Here is a 20,209-nt window from a genome sequence, read left to right on the forward strand (position 1 = left end):
GTTGCGGTGACCGGGCTGGCGAGGACCACCGCCCACCCGGTGAAGGGCTCCAGGCGGTGCGCGCCAAGGGCCATGGACGCGAACAGCAGCCCCCACAGGACCGACCAGGCCACCCACAGCAGGGCGAGCAGCGGGTCGGTTGCGGACCACGCCCCAGCAAGCAGCAGCCCGAACAGTGCCACCATCCCGCAGAACCAGCCGAGGCCCCGGGAGCCCAGCCCGAGCAGGACGTCCAGCCCGGCATAGAGATAGGTCAGTCCGAACAGGAACATGCCGGCGGCGGTGAGCAGTGCCCCAGTGGCGGTGGTGCCGGAGGAGAGATGGACGACGCCGAGCACCAGTTGGGTGCCGCCGACCACAAGGCTGCACACGGCGGCGTCGCGGCGGGGGAGGTGCCCCAGGGTGGCGAGCCCGTTGACCAGCAGCGCGGCGCCGGAGAGCAAAAGGCAGATGTAGGCCATCAGGCTGCCCCTCCGTGCACAGCAGCCCAGGGGCGCGGCATGGGGCGAAACTTCTTTGTCACATGACGGAGGTTAGCGCCCAGCGCTGCGGAGCGCCTATTGGCCCTTGGTTGTAATCGGTTGGAAGGGACCGCCCCCGCCGGCGTCCGGCTTCAGCCGCCCCGGCGCCATTCGCTCGGCGATACGCCGAAGGCCTCCCGGAACGTGCGGCTGAAGTGCGCGGCGTCCAGGATCCCCCAGCGGGCTGCAACGGCACCCACGGACTTTCCCGCGTGCAGGGGGTCCCGGAGTTCCCGGCGGGCGCCCTCCAGCCGCTGGGTCCGGATCCAGCTGGCCACCGTGCTTCCGGATTCGTGGAAGACGTTGTGGAGGTGGCGCGTGGAGATGAAGTGGGCCGCGGCGATGCCGGCCGGCGAGAGCAGGGGATCGGACAGGTTGGCTTCGATGTATTCGCGGATGGAGACGGCCAGCAGCGCCTGGGGCTTCATCCGGTCAGGGGTGATGTCCATTTCCGCATGCAGCATGGTGGAAACCAGGTCCAGGGCATTGGCCGCCAGCCGCGAACCGCTGGGGCCGTTGAGGACGTCCAGGTCTCCGGACAGCTGCCGAATGAACTGGCCCACGATCCCACTCAGGCCACCGCTGCCGGCCATGCGCACTGCAGCGAGTTGGCCCACGTAATCGGTGGGCAGGGAAAGCGCCTCGCAGGGAAACATAAGCACCATGATCCGGTGCTGTCTTCGAACACGAGGGTGTAGGGCCGGCTGGTGTCGTAAATGGCGAGATCGCCGGGCCGGAGCACGGCTTCGCGGTTGTCCTGGATGAGCAGCCCGGTCCCCTCCAACTGCAGGTTCAGCTTGAAGTAGCGCTCGTGGGCCTGTGCGATGAGCACCGGGGTGCGGTGGACTTCGTGCGATGTGGCGGTGACTTCCACGATGGACATCCGGTCCAGCACCCGGGCGCGCATCCGGCCCCGGAATCCGTCCACGTCCTCCGTCCGTGCGGTGAGGGGCACAAACGACTCCGCCACCAGGTGCTTCCAGTGGTCAAAGGACGCAGCAATGCTGGTGGTGAGTTCCTGTGTGGTGTGCGGGGCCCGTGCCCCGGATAAGACTGATGCTGCCATGGATGTTCCTCGCGCTGGGTTGCCACGTGACGTTCCCCCGGCTGTGTCCGGGGACACACTCCATTCAGGGTAGGACGCTGGCAGTCTTTTTTCAACACTTGGCGAAAAAAGAGCCGCATGCTTCCCAGCCAAGCCCAAGCTTGCCGTGCCATGCTCCGCCAATGATCCCCAGCGCGGCCTCCGAAGACCGCCGCCACAACTTCGACTCCCGCACGCACCGCTCCATCCTGCGGTTGCTGGTAATGCTTGGCGCCGGGCTGCTTGCCGCGGCCCTGGTGGGCATCCTTGGGAACTGGGCCTATGCGCCCGCCGCCGGCTGGGCCGCCGCCTCGGCCACGTACCTGGTCTGGGTGTGGAGCGTCATTGCCCGGCTTGATCCGGCGGCAACCGCGGCCCATGCGCGGCGGGAGGACCCCGGCCGGGTCTTCTCGGATGTCCTTGTGCTCACCGCCACAGTGGCCAGCTTCGCCGGAGTCGCGCTGATCCTGGGTGAGGCGTCCGGTGCCCAGGGGTCCGGGAAGGACGCGATCGTTGCGATGGCCCTGGGCAGTATTGCCCTGTCCTGGTTCCTGGTCCACACGCTCTTCACCCTGCGCTACGCCGCCATCTACTACCGCGACCGGGCAGGCGTGGATTTCAACGAGGACGCGCCCCCGCGCTACGCCGATTTTGCCTACCTGGCCTTCACAGTGGGCATGACGTTCCAAGTCTCGGATACCGACCTCAAAACCAGGGCAATCCGCGGGACGGTCCTTCGGCAGGCCCTGCTGTCGTATCTGCTGGGGGCGATCGTCCTGGCGACCACCATCAACCTGGTTTCGGGACTGATCCACTAACCGCCAGGACTTATTCTGGGCCCATGGCGGAGATCAAAGTTAACTGGCACCACCGGCACAAGGCCGGCCTCAGCGCGGGCGACCGGGCGGCGGACACCCTGCGGAACGGGATGGGCAGCTGGCCGTTCGTGGGCATCTTTGTGGGCTTCATGGGGTTGTGGGCGGCGGTGAATTCCTTCGTCCTGGCCACGGACGCCTGGGACCCCTACCCGTACATCCTGCTGAACCTCTTCCTGTCCATGCTGGCGGGCCTGCAGGGCGCCATCCTGCTCATCGCCGCCAAGCGGCAGGACGCGATTGCGTCGGCAATGGCCCAGCACGACTACGAAACGGATGTGCGTGCCGCTGCCCACATCGAAATGCTGATGAACATCAACGCAGAGCAGCTGCAGCTGCTGCAGGAGCTCCGGACCATGGTGGACAGCCGCGGCACGGAAGAATCCGCCGGCAATCGCCCCTGAACACGCCGATGGGCGCAGCCCCTGCGGGGGATGCGCCCATCAAGCGTTGGCCAATCAGTCGCGCTTGAATGCGTCCTTGACCTTTTCGCCGGCCTGCTTCAGGTCCGCCTTGGACTGGTCGGTCTGGCCTTCGGCCCTCAGGCTCTCGTCGCCTGATGCCGCACCGGCAGCTTCCTTGCCCTTGCCGCCGAGCTTCTCTGCGGCGTTTTCGATCTTGTCATCCAAACCCATGGAGCTGCTCCTTGTAGTGGTGCTCTCCCTGGCCAAAGCCAGAGCCTGACACCTCCATACTAAGCATGCTTTCTGTTTATGTGCCTCAATCCGCCGGAATTTTTGGGCAGCGATGCGGACTTCAGGGCCCCTGACGCCTGGATCGTTGCGCAAAACCCCAGGGGTCAGGGGCGGCCCAGGAGGGCGAGGTACCCCTCCAGCTGGGCGTCGTGGCCAAAGTCCGTCTGGCCGGCCGGGGCGAGGGCCGCTTCGATCTGCGCGCCAAGCATCATGTTCAGCAGCTGGCCCGCCAGCAGGGAATCGTCGACGGCGGCAAGCACCTCGCTTGCGTCCCGCGCCTCGGCGAGGTGGCCGCGAATCGCGTCCAGCCACTCCTCCATGGACTGCCGGTGTATTTCGGCCTTTTGGGGATCGTTGACCCCCTTCTGCCAGAAGGGGATGACGATCCGGGCCTCGTTGATCCGCTCCTCGTCCAGCGGCAGGACCTCCAGGCAGAAGGCGCGAAGGGCGTCCATGCCGGATTTGCCCCGGGTGACCTCCGCGATCCGCTGGTTGGTCCGGTTGAACACGTGGCCGAACGCGAATTCCAGCAGCGTGTCCTTGGTGGGAAAGTAGGGTTTCAGCGCGCCGTTGGCGAACCCGGCCTCCATGGCTATTTCCCGCATGGTGGCGCCCTCAAGGCCGTTCCGGGCGATGATACGCCAGGTGGCATCCACCAGCTCCAGGCGCCGCTCGTCATGGTCAACTATTTTCGGCACCGCTGGCCACTCCCCGGAAATACTTTCGCTCAGACTCTTGTGAGCCATGTTACGGACGTTTATTCTCTACAACTATAGAAAATAAACCCAGTGGCCGGAAACGGCCCGGACAAAGGTTCTTCCATGACGCTTGCTCAAACCGACGCTCACGCTGCGACCGCCACAGGCACAACCTCCGCCTTCCGCCTTGCCGCGGCCGCCGAGATCCACGAGGTCCGCTCCATCCTGCAGGCGGAAGGCCACCTTGGCCCCCAGCAGCGGATTGCCTACCTGGGCATGCTGGACCCCGCCCGCGGCACGGCTCCGGAGGATGCGGACCGCCGCTTCCGCGTGTTCATCCATGACGTCTCAGGGGCAGCACCGCGTGACGTCGTCGTCTCCGTGGCGCGCCGGAAGGTGGAATCCGCCGTCGTACTCGATACCGCGGTGACCGGCGAGCTGCCGGTGCTGGAGGAGGAGTTCGAGGTGGTGGAGTCACTCCTGGCCACGGATGAGCGCTGGCTCAAGGCGCTCGCGGAGCGGAACCTGGACGTGGAAAAGGTGCGCGTGGCGCCGTTGTCCGCCGGAGTCTTCGAATACGCGGAGGAGAAGGGCCGCCGCATCCTGCGTGGACTGGCCTTCGTCCAGGAGTTCCCGGAGGACAGCGCCTGGGCACACCCCGTGGACGGGCTCGTGGCCTACGTGGATGTGGTCAGCAAGGAAGTCACCCAGGTCATCGACCTCGGGGCCATGCCCATCCCCGCCGAGCACGGCAACTACACCGATCCCGAGCTGACCGGTCCGGTCCGCAAAACTCAGAAGCCCATCAGCATCACCCAGCCCGAAGGCCCCAGCTTCACCGTCACCGGCGGCAACCACGTCGAGTGGGAAAAGTGGAGCGTGGATGTGGGGTTCGACGTCCGCGAGGGCGTGGTGCTGCATAACCTGTCATTCCAGGATGGGGACCGGAAGCGGCCCATCATCAACCGCGCCTCGATTGCCGAGATGGTGGTTCCCTACGGCGACCCGTCGCCCATCCGGTCCTGGCAGAACTACTTTGACACCGGCGAATATCTGGTGGGCCAGTACGCCAACTCGCTGGAACTGGGCTGCGACTGCCTGGGCGAGATCACCTACCTCAGCCCCGTCATCAGCGACCCCTTCGGCAACCCGCGCGAAATCCGCAACGGCATCTGCATGCACGAGGAGGACTGGAGCATCCTCTCCAAGCACTCCGACCTGTGGAGTGGCGTCACCTACACCCGCCGCAACCGCCGCCTGGTGATCTCCTTCTTCACCACCATCGGCAACTACGACTACGGCTTCTACTGGTACTTGTACCTGGACGGCACCATCGAATTCGAAGCCAAGGCCACCGGCATCGTCTTCACCTCGGCGTTCCCGGAGGGCGGGTCGGACAACATCTCCCAGCTCGCCCCGGGACTGGGCGCACCCTTCCACCAGCACCTATTCAGCGCCCGGCTGGACATGGCGATCGACGGGTTCACCAACCGTGTGGAGGAAGAGGACGTGGTGCGGCAGGCCATGGGCCCGGGCAACGAGCGCGGCAACGCCTTCACCCGCAAACGCACTCTGCTGGCCAAGGAATCCGAAGCCGTCCGGGAAGCCGACGCCCGCACCGGCCGGACCTGGATCATCTCCAACCCCCAGTCCCGCAACCGGCTGGGCGAACCCGTGGGCTACAAGCTCCACTCCCACAACCAGCCCACGCTGCTGGCGGACCCGCAGTCCTCCATCGCCAAGCGCGCCGCGTTTGCCACCAAGGACCTCTGGGTCACCCGGTACGCGGAGGAGGAACGGTACCCCACGGGGGACTTCGTCAACCAGCATGCGGGCGGCGCCGGCCTGCCCGCCTACGTGGCGCAGGACCGGGATCTCAACGGCCAGGACATCGTGGTCTGGCATACGTTTGGCCTGACGCACTTCCCGCGGGTGGAGGACTGGCCCATCATGCCCGTGGACACCGTCGGCTTCAAGCTCCGGCCCGAGGGCTTCTTCGACCGCAGCCCGGTCCTGGACGTACCGGCCAACCCTAACCAGCAGGCTTCCTCCTGCCACAGTGAGGGCGGCAGCGGTGGCTGCCACTAGGGCCGCCCCTGTGCCGGCACAGAGGTTCCCGGCACAGAGGTCACAGGGGCAGAGTACGACGGCGGCGCAGCGGCGGGGTGCGGGAGCTCCCGTTCTGCATCCGCGGCTGGTCGCCGTGGTCACCGCGGTGTCCTGCGCGGCACACCTGTGGCTGGCCGTTGCGGGCGGCCACGGAGCCTGGCTGAGCGTCCTGATGGTGGCCCTCGCCGCCGTCTGTATCCCCTGCGCCGTTCATGTCTGGCGGCACAGCCGCATCGCCGCGCTGCACCAGGTGGCCGCTGCTGCCCTGGCCATGGCCGCCCTGCACGCTGTCCTGCTGCTCAGTGCCGGACGCGCCGGAAGTGCCGGGCACGCCCACGGCGGGGTGCCGCCGTCGTCCGCTGTTGCTGGCGCCGGCAGCACGCAACTGCTGCTGATCCTCGCCCTGGAACTGTCAACCGCGCTGTTCGCCGCCACGCTGGTGGCCCGGCTGCGGCGGGCTGCAAGTGCCCGGGCCTGACTCAGCCGGCGGCGACGCCGAGGGGGCGGGCGACGTGCAGCTGGTCGTGGTCCAGCAGCCACTGGATGGACTCGAAAATGGCCTGCTCGGGCTCATACCGCGGCGCGTAGCCCAGCGCGGACACTGCCTTGTCGATGCTGAAGCAGTGGCTGCGGGAGAGGTGGCCCCAGGAGGACTCCGCATGCTCCCGTGAGGTGTTTTCGCGGAACCGGTCCCACGGGACCGGTTCCAGGATCGCCGCGTGCCCGAACCAGGCGGCGGCGATGTCAGCGTAGCCGCGGACGGTCAGCGCCGTCGGGGCGACGATATTGAAGTCCTCGCCGGAGGCCGCCTCCCGCCGGGCGATGGCCTTTTCGAAAGCCTGGGCGACATCATCGGCATGCACGTGGTGCATCAGCTCGGCGCCGCTGCCCGGTACCCGCAGCGGCTGGCCGGAGGAGAGGGTCTGCCAGACGGCAGGGTCAAGGTTTCCGAGCGGGCCGATGGGGTGCCAGCCCGGGCCTACGATGTGGCCGGGATGCAGGGAGGTGGTGGCAAGCCCGCCCGCCGCGGTTTCCTCCTGCAGCATCAGGGCGATCCTGTTCTTCTGTACGCCATACTCGCCAAAGGGCTCCGCGGCCGATCCCGACCCTTCCCTGATGGGCAGCTTCAGGCTTTGCCCGTACCGCCAGATGGAGCCGCAGTGCAGCAGGTGCCCCACCTCGCCGCGGAGCCGGTGCACCAGCGATGTTGCCGAGTCGAGGGTGAAACACACCAGGTCCACTATGGCCTCCGGCTTCAGGGCGGCCACCCGGTCCGCGAATGTCCCGTCCCGGTCCTCCTGCTGCCGGTCTGCGGTGACCTGCTGCACCTGCCGCCATTCAGGGGCATCGGCGTAGGGCCTATGGGAGCCGCGGCTGATGTTGGTGACCTCGTGGCCGGCCCGGACCAGCCGGGGGACCAGGAACGAACCGATGTGGCCGCTGCCGCCGATGACGGTGACTTTCATTGCTCTCCGATCGTTGTGTTCTCCTCAACGGTAGGGCCGGAGCAGCAGGAAAGGGAGGCTTTGACGGCCTCCCTTTCCTGCTGCAGCCTGGCTTTTCCTGCGCGCCTTAGGCGGGCTTGGCGAACTCGGCCGCGCTCATGATCTCGTAGCCGACGAACGTCTCGTCATTTTCCACCCAGGCATCATGGCCTGCCGGGATCGAGTAGGCATCGCCGGCGCGAATGGTCATCTGGCTGCCATCGACGAGCTGTACTGTCAGGGTCCCGGCGGTGCAGAAGCCCAGGTGGTTGACCTGGCAGCTGTCCGTATGGACCACCGTCTTCACTGTTTCCGACCAGCGCCAGCCGGGCTCGAAGGTGAACCGGCCCAGCGTGGTGCCGCCGAGCGTGACGACGTCGACCTGGGTCATGGGCGGGCGGCGCTTTTCATCGGGCTCGTCGAAGGACTTGGACTCAAGGTCCTTGACCGTTACTGCAGGCATTTCTGGCTCCTCACGAGGGAGTGGTTATGAAATTCATACCCAAGCGCGCTGAGCCGCTCCGGGAAATGGTCCGGCAGGGCGGGATGTGCCCGTCCAGAACCTGGCGAACCTTGCGTTGCAACGATCCCAATGTGCGCTTACCGGCACCCGATGTCAATGACGCTGCTACTCCTGGAACCACTCCCGGGCAGGGTTGGTCACGGCGGGGGCTGCGCGGTCCAGCCCGGGCTGCGCGGCCCACTTCACACCGTTGGCCAGGACCCGCTGGACCTGCGGGTGGTGGTACACCGGGTATTCCTGGTCGCCGGGGCTGAAGTAGAAGATGCGGCCCTTGCCGCGGGTGAAGGTGACGCCGGACCGGAACACCTCGCCACCCGCGAAGGAGCTGATGAAGATCAGGTCGTCGGGGTCCGGGATGTCGAACAGCTCACCGTACATTTCCTGCTCGGGGATGACGATGGGATTGTCCACGCCTTCGGCGATGGGGTGCGACGGCTTCACGGTCCACACCAGCTCCCGTTCACCCTCGTTCCGCCAGGCCAGGGAGCAGCTGGTGCCCAGCAGTTTGGTGAAGATCTTCGCGAAGTGCCCCGAGTGGAGCACGATCAGCCCCATGCCGCCGAGCACGTGCCGCTGGACGCGTTCGACGACGGCATCGCTCACCTCGGCGTGCGCCATGTGGCCCCACCACAGCAGGACGTCCGTGTCGGCGAGCACTTCCTCGGCAAGGCCGTGCTCCTCGTCCGTGGTGAGGACCGCCGTCGTGATGTCTGCGTCCGGGTAGTACGAGCGCAGGCCGGCGGCGATGGCGCCATGGATTCCCTCGGGGTAGATCTCGCCGATGTGGGACGGTTCGTTGATGGCCTCGTGGCGGCCCTCGTTCCAGACCCGGATCTTCAGTTTGCCGTCCATTAGAGTCGAACCTCCCTCTGCTCCAGCGCGGACTGGTAGCACGCGTCGATGATCTGTGCCCGGTAAAGCGCCAGGGAGCCGTCATGCCTGGCCCATTCCTCTGCGCCGCCGCGCACTGCGGTCACGAAATCTTCCACCACCGCGTCGTGGGCGCGGCCTGGCAGCACGGCAGGCACGTAGTCAGCGGATTCGCCGTCCTTGTCCGTGAACACCCGGAGCTGGCCCACCGGCGGGAACGGGGCGCCCTGCACCTTCAGTTCAGCGCCGCCGTCGGTGCCGTAGACCGTGAAATCGAGCAGGTCGTCCGTTTCCCGGTATGTTGCCCAGGCCGCCTCGAGGAGCAGGGTCCGGCCGCCCTCGAGCCGGAGGAACGCAGAGGCAAAGTCCTCCACCTCGAAGGCATGGCTGGTGGCCTGCGCCGTGTAGCGGTTTCCGCCGCCCCTGCCCTGCGGGCCGAGCTCGGAGTGGGTGGCGGCGGAGACGGCCAGTACCTTCGGTTCGCCGAGCAGGTGAAGGGCGTAGTCCAGGGCGTGCACGCCGATGTCGGCCAGCGGTCCGCCGCCGGCAAGCTCCGGATTGGTGAACCAGCTTCCCAGGGTGGGGATGCCGGAGCGGCGGAGCCAGGACGCCTTCGCGTAGTACGGCCGTCCCAGCCCGCCGTCGTCGATGACTTCTTTGAGGGCCTGGATGTCTCCACGGCGGCGGTGGTTGAAGGCGACGTCCAGGACGCGTCCGGCCTTGCGGGCCGCGTCAACCATGGCCTGGCCTTCGACGGCGTTGCGGGCGATGGGCTTTTCGCTCAGCACGTGGATTCCCCGCTCGAGCGCGGCGATGGCGATGGGCGCGTGCAGGAAGGTGGGCACAGCCACGCTGATGGCGTCCAGGCCGCCGTGGTCCAGCATGTCGTTCCAGTCCGCGAAGGCGTTCGGAATGGAGTATTCGGCCTGCAGGCTGTCCCGGAGTTCCTGTTCCATTCCCGCGAGCGACACGATGCGCACGCCGTCCAGGTCGTGGTAGGCCTTCAGGTGCTGCTGGCCGGCCCAGCCGATGCCGACCACGCCGACCCTTAATTCCCCGGCGGGGGCCTCTCCTGGGGCGGGCGGCTGCTGGCCGGGGGACTGCACGTTGTTCACGGATATTCCTTTTCTTGGTGGTACTGGTATTCGGTGGGGTTTCCTCAGCCTTTGACGGCGCCGGCAGTCATGCCGGACACGATACGCCTTTGGCAAAGGAGCACAAGGATGACCAGGGGGACGGTGATGATGACCGACGCCGCACTGATGGTGCCCAGCGGTTGGTCAAACTCGCTGGTGCCGCTGAAGAACGCGATGGCCACGGGAACGGGGCGGGCCTCCGGCGACGTGGTCAGGGTGACCGCCAGCAGGAATTCATTCCAGACCGAGATGAACACAAGGATTGCTGTGGTCGCCAGGCCCGGGACGGCCAGCGGCAGGATGACCTTCCGGAAGGCGGTGAAGGGGGTGGCGCCGTCCATGTAGGCCGATTCCTCAAGTTCGCGGGGGATCTCGCGGAAGAAGGACGTCAACGTGTAGATCGCCAGCGGCAACGCGAAGGTCAGCTTCGGGATGATGAGGCCCAGCAGCGTGTCGTAGAGCCCAATTTCGCGCCAGATCGAGAAGATCGGGGCTGCGATGGCGATGGCCGGGAACGTGGTCACCGAGAGGATCAGGGTCAGGATCAGCGCCTTGCGGCGCATCTTGAGCCTGGCCAGGGCGTAGGCGGCGAAGGACGCGAACACCAGTGCCACGGTGGTGGTGACGACGGCGATGATCACCGAGTTGCGCAGGGCCAGGAGGAACTCGGGGTTTTGGAAGACCGCCAGGTAGTTTTCCATGGTCGGCTGGCTCGGGAAGAGTTCGCCCTTGGACAGGCTGGGGCCGGTCTTGAGGGAGGTGTTGACCAGCCAGTAGAAGGGGATGAGCGAGAAGCCCATCACGGCCACCACGAAGACCCAGACCACCGGGTGCAGTTTTGCTTCTCCGCGGAGCCTGCGCCTGGGCGTCCTTCCCGGAGCGGCGGGCACCGCCTTGGCGGGTTGTGCGGTCAGGGTGCTCATTGGTCCTCCTTGGCGACGTCGCGGATGTTCCCTCCGGCGAAGCGGATGTAGACCACCGAAACGGCCATGACAGTAAGGAAGGTCAGGATGGACAGCGCCGATCCTTCGCCCACCAGCCGGTTTTCGCGCAGCTGGGTGTAAGCCAGCATGGACATGGATTCAGTGCCGTTGGCGCCGCGGGTCAGCACGAACGGAAGGTCGAAGACGCGCAGGGCGTCCATGGTGCGGAAGATCGCCGCGAGCACAATCGCCGGCCGCAGGAGCGGCAGGGTGATGCCCATGAAGGCCTGCCATTTGCTGGCGCCGTCGAGCTCCGCGGCTTCGTAGGTCTCGGCCGGGATGACCTGCAGGCCGGCCAGGATGATCAGTGCCGCGAACGGCGTGGTCTTCCAGACATCGGCAAGGACGATCACGGCCATCGCATAACCGTGCTCACCCAGCCACACCACGTCACCGCCGGGCAGGCCCAGCATGGAGAGGACGTTGGTGACCAGGCCCAGGTTGGGCTGGAACATCGTTTCCCAGGTGATCGCGCTGACCACGGTCACGACGGCGTACGGCAGCAGCACCACGGTGCGCAGCAGCGCCCGGCCACGGAAAGCGAGGTTCAGCAGCAGGGCCATGGCCGTGCCGAGCACCAGCTCCAGCGAGACCGAGAGCCCTGCGAAGAGGAACGTCTGGCCGAAGGCCGCCCACCAGTGCGGGCCGGTCAGGGCACTGACATAGTTCTCCAGGCCCACGAAACGCGACAGGCCCGCAGTGCGGACGCTGTACTGGTTCAGCGACAGCCAGAGCGCATACCCGATGGGGACCGCAGCCACCAGCGCCATCAGGACCAGGGACGGGGCGGTCATCCGGACGGCAAGCCGCCGTTCCGCCCGGTCGCGGCCGTTCACGCCGCGACCGGACAACCCGCTGCCCGGGGAAAGGGACTTGAGAGCCATGGTCAGAAGCTCGCCTTTGCGGCCTTGATCTCCTCGGCCATCGCCTTAACCGCATCCTCCGTGGAGGCAGTGCCCGACAGGACGGCGTAGACGTTCTTGTAGACCGCCTGGGAAATCTGCGGGTAAACCGGGGAGATGGGGCGCGGCTTGGCACCCTTGACCGAGGCCAGCAGTTCGGTGGCGAACGGCATCTTCGCCAGGACGTCCGCGTCGGCGTAGGCGTCCTCGTTGACCGGGGCCTGGGAGAAGTCCATGGCAACGTGCTTCTGCCAGTCCGGGGTGGTGGCGAAGTCGATGAAGGCAACCGCTGCGGCCTTGTTGGTGGAGTGCGCCGAGATGGCGAGGTTCCAGCCGCCAAGGACGCCGGACGCCTTGCCGCCTTCCCAGGCCGGAAGCGGAGCCACGCCGAAGGTTCCGGCCAGCGGGGTGGCGTTGAGCAGCCGGTAGACGTGGGGCCAGTTGCGCTGGTAGCCGAAGTTGCCGGACTCGTAGGCCAGGCGTCCCGCGTCCTCGTTGTACGTCAGCACCGCGCGGTCTGCCGAGCCGTCCTTGAGGCCCTTCGCCATGAAGTCCAGCACCTCCCGGCTTTCCGGCGAGTCGATCCGGACTTCTCCCTTGTCGTCCAGCACTTCCCCGCCCGCGCTGTAGAGCATCTCGAGGAAGTTCACGGTGAGGCCCTCGTACTGCTTGCCCTGGTAGACGAAGCTGTTGCCTGGTGCCTTGGCTGCCTCGCCGTAGAGCTGCTGCCAGGTTTCGGGCTTGGCTACCTTGTCCTTCCGGTAGTAGATGAGCCCTGCGTTGGTGAAGAACGGCGAAGCCCAGTACTTGTCCTCGTACTTGGTGGTCTCGACCGTGGACGGAATGAGGCGGTCCTTGTTGGCCTCGACGAGTTTGGTCTGGTCCAGGAGCCAGCCCTGGGACGCGAACTCGGACGTCCAAATGACATCGGTGAGGAAAATATCGCATTCGGTGGATTTGCCCTCGAGCCTCTGCACGGCCTGGGTACGGGCTTCGTCGGTGGTCGCCCCGATCTCGGTGTACTTCGCGGTGACCTTGCCGTTCGCCGTGGTGAACGCCTCCGTGGTGCCCTTGTAAATGCCGGAGGCGTCCTTGCCGCCGCACACGGTGAGGTTCCCGGCGGCGCTGTCCGCAGACGCCGGATCGGCGGCCGCAGGCTGGTCCGCCCCCTGCGGGGCCGCGCCGCCGCCGCATCCGCTCAGCAGCAGGCCCACAGCAACGGCGGCCGCCAAGGCACCGGTGGTGCGTGCGCGTCGGTGTTTACCGGGGCCGGGAGCAGTCCCGGTTGCAAGCGGTGCGGTGTCCTCCTGGAATGCGGAAGAACGTCGAATCAAATCCACAAGTGGCTCCTTTGGGGGTCTGTGGGGAAGCGCAAGGACGCGGCAGCTTGCGGTACTGGCTGCCGGCCCTAAGCGCGGCTTCTTTGCCTGGCTGGCTTCTTTCGATGACGGTGGAATCGATTCCAAAATAGAATCCCAAAACCATCGGGATAACTTTGGAATCGATTCCACAGAAGTGTGACAGGCGCCACGTCGGGCTGTCAACCCTGCATCAGCTGTTGGTGGAGTCCCTGATCACCAGTTGATGGGGGAGGAACATCCTGCCCCTGCGGTGCGGTCCCGGCGTGGTCATCCGGGCGAGGAGTGCCTCGAAGGCGAGGCGGCCCATCTCGTAGGCCGGTTGCCTGATGGTGGTCAGTTCCGGCACGCACATTTCCGCCTGCACGGAATCATCAAACCCCACAACGGCGATGTCGTCCGGAACCCGCAGCCCGGCATCGGTAATTGCCCGCACGCAGCCCGCGGCCACTGTATCGCTGCCGCAGAACACGGCGTCGGGAAGCGGGTCCGCCTTCAGCAGCTCTGTGGCCTTGGCCCGGCCGGTGCGGAAGTCGAAGTCTCCTTCGAAAAACAGGATCTGGTCGGGCGGCAGGCCTGCCTCCGCGGCCGCCTGCCGGAAGCCTTCCTCACGCAGCCGGCCGGAGCGGGCTGCCCGGTTGCCGATCATTGCCAGGCGCCGGGCGCCGGTCCGGATCAGATGCCGGGTGATGTCCACGGCCGCCTGCCGGTCGTCGATGGCAACCCCAAAGGCGGCGTCGGCATCAGCAATCTCGCAGACCTGGACGACGCTCTGCTGTTCGGCCATGTCCGCGATGTCATCGTCCGGCATCGTGGGGGAGAACATCACCAGGCCATCCACGGAGCCGTTCCGAAGCATGTCCACCAGTTGCTGCTCACGTTCCAGGTCCCCGGCGGTAGGGGCGATGAGACTGACATACCCGGACAGCGCGGCAGCGTCGCTGACCCCCCGGAATGCTTCGCTGATGACCGGCGAGTTCAGGTTCTTGGCAAGCGCCAGGATGCGCATGGTGCGGTCGCGGCGCAGGTCCCGCGCCGAGGCCAGGGGGCGGTAGTTGAGCTGCCGGACGGCCGCGGTGACTTTTTCCTTGCTTGACGCACTGACTGCCGGGCTGCCGTTCAGGACCCGGGAGACGGTGCCCACGGACACGCCTGCCGTTCTGGCAACATCCTGGACTGTCGCTCGCGCCATTTCCCTTTATCCTTCCGCGGCCGGTGGCCGTAGCTGCCCCGTTTCGCTGGGCGGTTTCAGCTTAGCGGCCGTCCGCTGGGCAAAGAGTGTGGCCTCTCGCGGACCGTCCTTTGGCCCCACCGCAGATCTCCGTCAACCAGCTGTTTTCAGTACCTGCTGGGTTTCACGGGGCACCTGAAACTGGCGTGTGGATGACTGAAACCACCATTTAACACAGCGGAAACCCACTCCAAAATGGCCGCCATACAGTTGGAACCAGACGGCAACAGCCGCCCCTCCGCTGAACGTGGCCCCTCCGTCCACGTGCCTCCACGGAGCGGCCCCGGCGGCAACTCACCGTTTTCTCTTCGCATCTTGAAAGGGGTTTCCCATGGATTCGGGAAATGTCGCTTGGATTTTGGCCAGCTCGGCGCTGGTCTGCATGATGATCCCCGCCCTGGCCCTGTTTTACGGGGGCATGGTGGGCTCGCGCCGCATTCTCAACATGATGATGATGTGCTTTGGCGGCGCCAGCCTGGTGGCAGTGCTGTGGGCACTGTTCGGGTACTCCATGGCCTTCGGCAACTCCGTGGGCGGCCTGGGACTTATCGGTGACGTCACCGAATTCCCCGGCATGGGGCAGCTGCTGGCCGCGGACGAGGGGGCGTCCATTCCGGTCATTCTGTTTGCGGCGTTCCAGCTGTTCTTCGCCTGCGTCACCACGGCGCTGGTTGCCGGAGCCGCTGCCGGACGCATGAAGTTCGGCGCCTGGATGCTGTTCGCGGGCATCTGGGCCACCATTGTCTACTTCCCCATCGCGCACTGGGTGTTCGCCTTCAACTCGGCGGACGGCAGCTCGGTGGGCGGCTGGATCGCCAACGGCATCAAGGCCATCGACTTCGCCGGCGGCACGGCGGTGCACATGAACGCCGGCGCCGCGGCCCTGGCCCTGGCGCTGGTCCTGGGCAAGAGCTCCGGCTGGCCCAAGGTGGAGCACGCCAAGCCGCACAGCCGGCCGCTGGTGCTGGTGGGCGCGGGCCTGCTGTGGGTTGGCTGGTTCGGGTTCAACGCCGGCTCCGCGCTCTCCGCCGGCCAGTCCGCGTCGGTGGTTTTCCTGAACACCGCGGTGGCCGCTTCCGCAGGCCTCCTTGCCTGGGCCCTCGTGGAGCGGGTGCGCCACGGCGCAGCCACCAGCATGGGCGCAGCATCCGGCCTGATCTCCGCCCTGGTGGCCATTACCCCCGCCTGTGGCGCCGTCAGCCCGCTCGGCGCCCTGGCCATCGGTGCCATCGCCGGGGCCGTCTGCTCCCTCGCCATCGAGCTGAAGTTCCGGCTCGGCTTTGACGACTCACTCGACGTCGTTGGCGTTCACCTGGTGGGCGGCATCCTCGGCACCCTGCTGATCGGCCTCTTCGCCACCGACGCAGCACCCAATGCCGTCAGCGGCCTGTTCTACGGCGGCGGCTTCGAGCTGCTGGGCGTGCAGGCGCTGGCAGCGGTCACGGTGCTGGTTTACTCCTTCGGCATCACCTGGGTCCTGGCCAAGATCCTGGACAAGACCATCGGACTGCGCATCAAGCCCGAGGACGAACTGCGCGGCATCGACCTCGCAGCGCACTCCGAGCTCGCCTACCTGACGGACGAAGAACCCGTGGAGCTGGGCTCACCGCAGCGGGTCTAGCCGGGCGGATCCTGTCTAAGCTGCCGGGCGCCCGCCTGCTGGGGGCGGCGCCCGGTGCATGCACCCGGGTGCACAGCAGGTCCCAGCGCACGAGTCAGGGCCAGACCTTGGACCGGTGCCGGCAGCTGCCGGCTTATAGTTCCAGGGTTTGGCCCTTTCGCTGTGCCCAAAGTTCTGTCCACGGTTCTCAGTGCTCGACGCACACCAGGGCGCCGTCCCGCACCTCCAGCACCGCCGCGCGGACGTGGCTGAGATGAGTCCGCGGATCCGGCGCCATCGTGCCGATGTCCTCGCCGCCCCAGTAGGGGTGGGTGAAGTACACCAGCAGCGGGGTTGCCGGCAGTTCCGTCCCGGGCGGGACGAGTCCGTCCACGGTGCCCTGGTAGCGCCAGCTTGCGCCGCCGTCGGACGATCTCGCGACGCCGATGCCGGTCCCGTGCACCCATTCGACGCCGCTGAGCCCTACTCCTTGAACAGCCCCGCCAGGTCCTCGGCCGTGATGGCTCCACCGGCCAGGGCATCGCCCTCCATGACGTCCGCGAACAGCTGCGACTTCCGGGTTTTCAGCGCCATGACCTTTTCCTCGATGGTGTCCTTGGCCACGAGCCGGTACACCATCACGTTCCGTGCCTGGCCGATCCGGTGCGTGCGGTCCACGGCCTGTGCCTCGGACGCGGGATTCCACCACGGATCGAGCAGGAAGACGTAGTCGGCCTCCGTCAGGTTGAGCCCGAACCCGCCGGCCTTCAGCGAGATCAGGAACACCGGCGCGCTGCCGTTCTTGAACTCGCTCACCACGTCGGCGCGGTTCCGGGTGCCGCCGTCGAGGTAGCAGTACTCGATCTCCTCCTCGTCCAGCCGCTCGCGCACCTTCCCCAGGAACCCGGTGAACTGGCTGAAGATCAGCGCGCGGTGCCCCTCGGCCACGAGGTCCTCAAGCTGTTCGAACAGGACGTCCAGCTTGCTGGACCGGACGGCGGACAGTGCCGGGTCCACCAGGGACACGTCCAGGCTGAGCTGCCGCAGCAGCGTCAGCGACTGGAAAATCGTGAACCGGTTCTTGTTGACGTCATCGATCAGGCCCAGGATCTTTTGCCGCTCGCGCTGCAGGTGCGTCTGGTAGACCTTCTGGTGGCGCGGGTTGAGCACCACTTCCAAGACCTGTTCCTGCTTGGGCGGCAGGTCCTTGATCACCTGGTCCTTGGTGCGGCGCATCATCAGCGGCCGGACCCGGCGCCGGAGCTTCTCCAGCTGCCCCTTGTCGCCGTTCTTCTCCACCGGCTTCTGGTAGTACTCCGCGAAGCGCTTGGGGCTGGAGAACAGGCCAGGAGCCACAATCGACGTGAGGGCCCAGAACTCCATGAGGTTGTTCTCCAGCGGCGTGCCGGTGATGGCCAGCTTGAACGCGGCCGGCAGCTTCCGTGCGCACCGGTACGCCTTGGACTGGTGGTTCTTCACGAACTGCGCCTCGTCCAGGACCAGCCCGGACCAGGCAAGCGAGGCGTAGGACTCGTAGTCGATGCGGAACAGGGCGTAGGAGGTGATGACGACGTCGGCGCCGGCCAGGGATTCCACCGGGTCCAGGCCGCTCTTTCCGAACGTCTCACCGACCGTGCGGACGGTGAGGCCCGGCGCGAACCGGGCGGCTTCGAGGGCCCAGTTGCCCACCACGCTGGTGGGGGCCACCACCAGGAAGGGCGCGACGGCGGCCGGCCGGGCTCCGGAGGCAGCGGCAGCACCGCCGTCGGTACGGTCTTCGGACGAGTGATCCCGTGACGCAGCCGCCGCGGCAGTGTCAACAGCCAGTTCCTTTGCCGCGCACATCAGTGCCAGCGCCTGGACGGTCTTGCCGAGGCCCATGTCGTCGGCGAGGACGCCGCCCAGCCCGTGCTTGTAGAGGAAGGAGAGCCAGTTGTAGCCCTCCAGCTGGTAGGGCCGCAGCTCCGCGTTCAGCGATGCAGGCAGCGGCAGCCCGTCGGTGCCGCCCTCCAGAAGCCCGCCGACCGCCGAACGCCAGGCCGCGGCCTGCTGGTCCACAATGCCCAACTGCGCCAGCTCGTCCCACAGCCCTGCCTGGAAGCGGCTGATCTGCAGTGGCGCGTCCTTGTTGTCCTGCAGCGAGCGGGCTTCCTCGATCAGGGCCCGCAGCTGGTGCAGTTCCGGCAGGTCCAGCGAGAAGTAGGCGCCGCTGGGCAGCAGCATCTTGGTCTGGCCGGCGGCGAGCGCGGAAAACACCGCGGCGAAGGAGACCGGCTGGCCTTCCAGGGAAATCTGGATGCCCAAATCGAACCAGTCCCGCTGCTCGGTGGCCTTGGTGGAGATGGAGACGACCGGGGCTTCCTCGGCCTCGCGGTAGTCGGCGATGTCGCCCACGGTTTCCACTTCGACGTCAGGGGCCTCGCGCAGCCGGGGGAGCACTTCCTCGGTGAAGGCCAGGGTGTCCAGGCCGGTGAGCTCGGCTGACGCTGCCAGCCGGGGCGTGCCCCAGCCGCCGGTGGCGGATTCGCCCAGCGCGGCCACCACGTCCCACGGCTGGCCGAGGCCTTCCAGGATGCGGGATTCTGCGATGTCGTCGCGGTAGCCGGCATCGCCCGGATGCCGCCACAGCGGCTGCGCCGTGACCAGCTTGCCGGTCCTGTAGTGCCATTCCCAGTGCAGCCGGACCCGGTGGTCAGCCCCGTAGTTGGCCAGCAGGGACAGGGTGGGGACGGCCAGTTCCGGCAGCTCCACGGACTCGTCCCGCGCGCTGACCCGGGCCGTCTGCTTGAGCTTGGGATAGAAGTTCGTGAGGAAGCGCGTCTCGTCCTTGGCCGGAATGTGCAGGTGGCTTCCGGCCGTGACGAATGCCAGCAGCTCCGCGCTGAGCCCGTTTTCCAACGGTGCCAGGGTGATGGTGCCGTTCGGGTCGGGTACGCCGGGCAGCGAGGCCTCCCCGGTGGTGAAAAAGATGCCGTGGGCTGGGCGGCCGATGGTGCCCACCGCAGCCGGATCAACGTCTTCCCCCTCAACGGTGATGGTCGGTGCCAGCTCCAGCCCGCCGCCGGACGCTGCGGCCCCGCCTTCCGCGCTGGCCGGTTCGGCCACGGGCGCGCCGTACCGGCTCAGGGAAAGCCCGACGGCGGCGGCGGCCTCCGCAATCCGGACCGGTTCGCTGCCGCGCGAGTGGACCAGGGCGAGCCCGATCTTTCTGGCATCGGACAGCAGGCCCCAGAGGTTCTTCCCCGCGTAGGAGTTCAGGCCCAGCCACAGTCCGGCGGAGTTGTGCATCCGGCTGGCGGAGGAGGAATGGCCGGCCAGGAACTCCTGCAGCCATTCCACATGTGCCTGGTTCGATTCGCGCCGGAAATTCAGGTAGCTCAGGGTGTTCCAGGAAACGTCGCCGCGGATCCACTTGCCCTTGGCGCCCATAATGACGGGCCGGACCTTGAGCTGGCGGACGCCGCGGACGGGATCGCGGCGGCCGGTGTAGGAAAAGTGCGGCGGCGGTTCTTCAATCTCGAACTGCAGGGCCAAGGGAACCCCGGTGGCTGACGGCGTGGAACCGGGTTGGGAGATCAGCGGACTCAGTGCCTGTTCCCAGTCCGCAAGAGCGGCGGAGGGTGCATGGGACACCTGGGTGGACGCCGACGGTGCCAGCAGCTGGACGCGGATGGCCGGGTTGTCCTCCGCCGCGAAGAGCAGTGCCGCCACGTGTTTGCAGTCCTTGCGGACCGGGCAGCTGCAAACGCCCACGGTGCAGCTCCACCCGCCCCCGCGCCGGACCAGCTTGGCCGTGGTGGAGTATGGAACTTCCGCACCTCCCCGGACCTTTCCCAGCATCAGCCCGGTCCCGGCATCGAACGACATCCCCGAGACGCGGCTGGCCATGGCATAGGCCAGCCCGGCCGCGAGGGAGCGGTCGTTGATGGCGGGAGTCTGTATTGCCAGGGCCGCACTTTCGTCCGGTTGGGTTGGCATGGAGCGCTACTTTCAGCAGGCCACGGCGGGGCCGGGTCCGGTGGGTGGTTATCTGATCCATCTTAGTTCGCCGGGCGGCAGCCCATGGCCGGGGCAGTCTGCCGCCGGAGGTTCCCCAACAGACCCGGAAACTTCGCCTGGCGTTCATTTTTTCTCCAGTAC

The 20,209-nt window shown here is 66.9% G+C and carries 18 protein-coding genes and 2 pseudogenes; 6 read left to right on the plus strand and 14 right to left on the minus strand.

Annotated features, from left to right (window positions below; all coding sequences use genetic code 11):
• Positions 1–32 precede the first annotated feature (32 nt).
• A pseudogene (locus AC3IMC_RS00670) lies at positions 33–401 on the minus strand (AmiS/UreI family transporter); the annotation flags it as partial.
• Here AC3IMC_RS00670 and AC3IMC_RS00675 point away from each other — a divergent pair.
• Positions 321–527: a hypothetical protein gene (locus tag AC3IMC_RS00675; RefSeq protein ID WP_490916476.1), complete on the plus strand. Its 207-nt coding sequence runs from the start codon at positions 321–323 to the stop codon at positions 525–527. The pseudogene AC3IMC_RS00670 and the gene AC3IMC_RS00675 overlap by 81 nt on opposite strands.
• A gap of 86 nt (positions 528–613) precedes the next feature.
• On the opposite strand, the pseudogene AC3IMC_RS00680 reads toward AC3IMC_RS00675, so the two are convergent.
• Positions 614–1,587 (minus strand): annotated as a pseudogene (locus AC3IMC_RS00680) (AraC-like ligand-binding domain-containing protein).
• Between the two features lie 161 nt (positions 1,588–1,748).
• Between AC3IMC_RS00680 and AC3IMC_RS00685 the strand changes: the two are divergent.
• Both AC3IMC_RS00685 and AC3IMC_RS00690 read left to right on the plus strand, forming a co-directional pair.
• The gene (locus tag AC3IMC_RS00685) at positions 1,749–2,423 is read left to right on the plus strand and encodes a DUF1345 domain-containing protein (protein WP_490916477.1); all 675 of its coding nucleotides are present in this window, start codon (positions 1,749–1,751) and stop codon (positions 2,421–2,423) included.
• Positions 2,424–2,446: 23 nt separating this feature from the next.
• The gene (locus AC3IMC_RS00690; RefSeq protein WP_490916478.1) at positions 2,447–2,884 is read left to right on the plus strand and encodes a DUF1003 domain-containing protein; all 438 of its coding nucleotides are present in this window, start codon (positions 2,447–2,449) and stop codon (positions 2,882–2,884) included.
• A 54-nt stretch (positions 2,885–2,938) separates the two neighbouring features.
• On the opposite strand, the gene AC3IMC_RS00695 is transcribed toward AC3IMC_RS00690, so the two are convergent.
• Together AC3IMC_RS00695 and AC3IMC_RS00700 are read right to left on the minus strand one after the other, a co-directional pair.
• Positions 2,939–3,115, minus strand: a complete 177-nt coding sequence (locus tag AC3IMC_RS00695) for a CsbD family protein (protein WP_454485525.1) — start codon at positions 3,113–3,115, stop codon at positions 2,939–2,941.
• Positions 3,116–3,279: 164 nt separating this feature from the next.
• Complete coding sequence (locus tag AC3IMC_RS00700; protein WP_490916768.1) at positions 3,280–3,873, minus strand: TetR/AcrR family transcriptional regulator; 594 nt, start codon at positions 3,871–3,873, stop codon at positions 3,280–3,282.
• Between the two features lie 123 nt (positions 3,874–3,996).
• Here AC3IMC_RS00700 and AC3IMC_RS00705 point away from each other — a divergent pair, with 123 nt between their 5' ends.
• Positions 3,997–5,961 carry a primary-amine oxidase gene (locus AC3IMC_RS00705; protein WP_490916479.1) on the plus strand — a complete coding sequence of 655 codons (1,965 nt, stop codon included), beginning with the start codon at positions 3,997–3,999 and terminating at the stop codon, positions 5,959–5,961.
• Positions 5,962–5,971: 10 nt separating this feature from the next.
• Entirely contained in the window at positions 5,972–6,460 is a 489-nt protein-coding gene (locus AC3IMC_RS00710) for a hypothetical protein (protein WP_490916769.1), read from the plus strand.
• A 1-nt stretch (position 6,461) separates the two neighbouring features.
• Here AC3IMC_RS00710 and AC3IMC_RS00715 read toward each other — a convergent pair whose 3' ends face one another.
• The 8 genes from AC3IMC_RS00715 to AC3IMC_RS00750 form a co-directional block, all read right to left on the minus strand.
• Positions 6,462–7,448, minus strand: coding sequence for an NAD-dependent epimerase/dehydratase family protein (locus AC3IMC_RS00715; protein ID WP_490916480.1), 987 nt, complete (start codon positions 7,446–7,448; stop codon positions 6,462–6,464).
• A 106-nt stretch (positions 7,449–7,554) separates the two neighbouring features.
• The gene (locus tag AC3IMC_RS00720) at positions 7,555–7,929 is read right to left on the minus strand and encodes a cupin domain-containing protein (RefSeq protein WP_490916481.1); all 375 of its coding nucleotides are present in this window, start codon (positions 7,927–7,929) and stop codon (positions 7,555–7,557) included.
• 165 nt (positions 7,930–8,094) lie between these two features.
• Positions 8,095–8,841 carry a ThuA domain-containing protein gene (locus AC3IMC_RS00725; protein ID WP_490916482.1) on the minus strand — a complete coding sequence of 249 codons (747 nt, stop codon included), beginning with the start codon at positions 8,839–8,841 and terminating at the stop codon, positions 8,095–8,097.
• Positions 8,841–9,974, minus strand: a complete 1,134-nt coding sequence (locus AC3IMC_RS00730; RefSeq protein WP_490916483.1) for a Gfo/Idh/MocA family protein — start codon at positions 9,972–9,974, stop codon at positions 8,841–8,843. The genes AC3IMC_RS00725 and AC3IMC_RS00730 overlap by 1 nt, the downstream gene beginning before the upstream one ends.
• Positions 9,975–10,018: 44 nt before the next feature.
• The gene (locus AC3IMC_RS00735; protein WP_490916484.1) at positions 10,019–10,918 is read right to left on the minus strand and encodes a carbohydrate ABC transporter permease; all 900 of its coding nucleotides are present in this window, start codon (positions 10,916–10,918) and stop codon (positions 10,019–10,021) included.
• A complete protein-coding gene (locus AC3IMC_RS00740) occupies positions 10,915–11,862 on the minus strand; it encodes a carbohydrate ABC transporter permease (RefSeq protein ID WP_490916485.1) in 948 nt (315 codons plus the stop codon). Before AC3IMC_RS00740 ends, AC3IMC_RS00735 begins: the two co-directional genes overlap by 4 nt.
• Before the next feature lie 2 nt (positions 11,863–11,864).
• On the minus strand, positions 11,865–13,220 hold the full coding sequence (locus AC3IMC_RS00745; RefSeq protein ID WP_490916486.1) for an ABC transporter substrate-binding protein: 1,356 nt from the start codon (positions 13,218–13,220) through the stop codon (positions 11,865–11,867).
• Positions 13,221–13,431: 211 nt separating this feature from the next.
• A complete protein-coding gene (locus AC3IMC_RS00750) occupies positions 13,432–14,430 on the minus strand; it encodes a LacI family DNA-binding transcriptional regulator (RefSeq protein WP_490916487.1) in 999 nt (332 codons plus the stop codon).
• A gap of 370 nt (positions 14,431–14,800) precedes the next feature.
• Here AC3IMC_RS00750 and AC3IMC_RS00755 point away from each other — a divergent pair, with 370 nt between their 5' ends.
• A complete protein-coding gene (locus AC3IMC_RS00755; protein WP_490916488.1) occupies positions 14,801–16,090 on the plus strand; it encodes an ammonium transporter in 1,290 nt (429 codons plus the stop codon).
• Positions 16,091–16,277: 187 nt separating this feature from the next.
• Here the strand turns inward: AC3IMC_RS00755 and AC3IMC_RS00760 are convergent, their stop codons facing one another.
• Positions 16,278–16,532, minus strand: a complete 255-nt coding sequence (locus AC3IMC_RS00760; protein WP_490916489.1) for a hypothetical protein — start codon at positions 16,530–16,532, stop codon at positions 16,278–16,280.
• Between the two features lie 20 nt (positions 16,533–16,552).
• Complete coding sequence (locus AC3IMC_RS00765; RefSeq protein WP_490916490.1) at positions 16,553–20,047, minus strand: DEAD/DEAH box helicase; 3,495 nt, start codon at positions 20,045–20,047, stop codon at positions 16,553–16,555.
• Positions 20,048–20,209: the final 162 nt, after the last annotated feature.

It is taken from the genome of Arthrobacter sp. E70 (assembly GCF_058266945.1).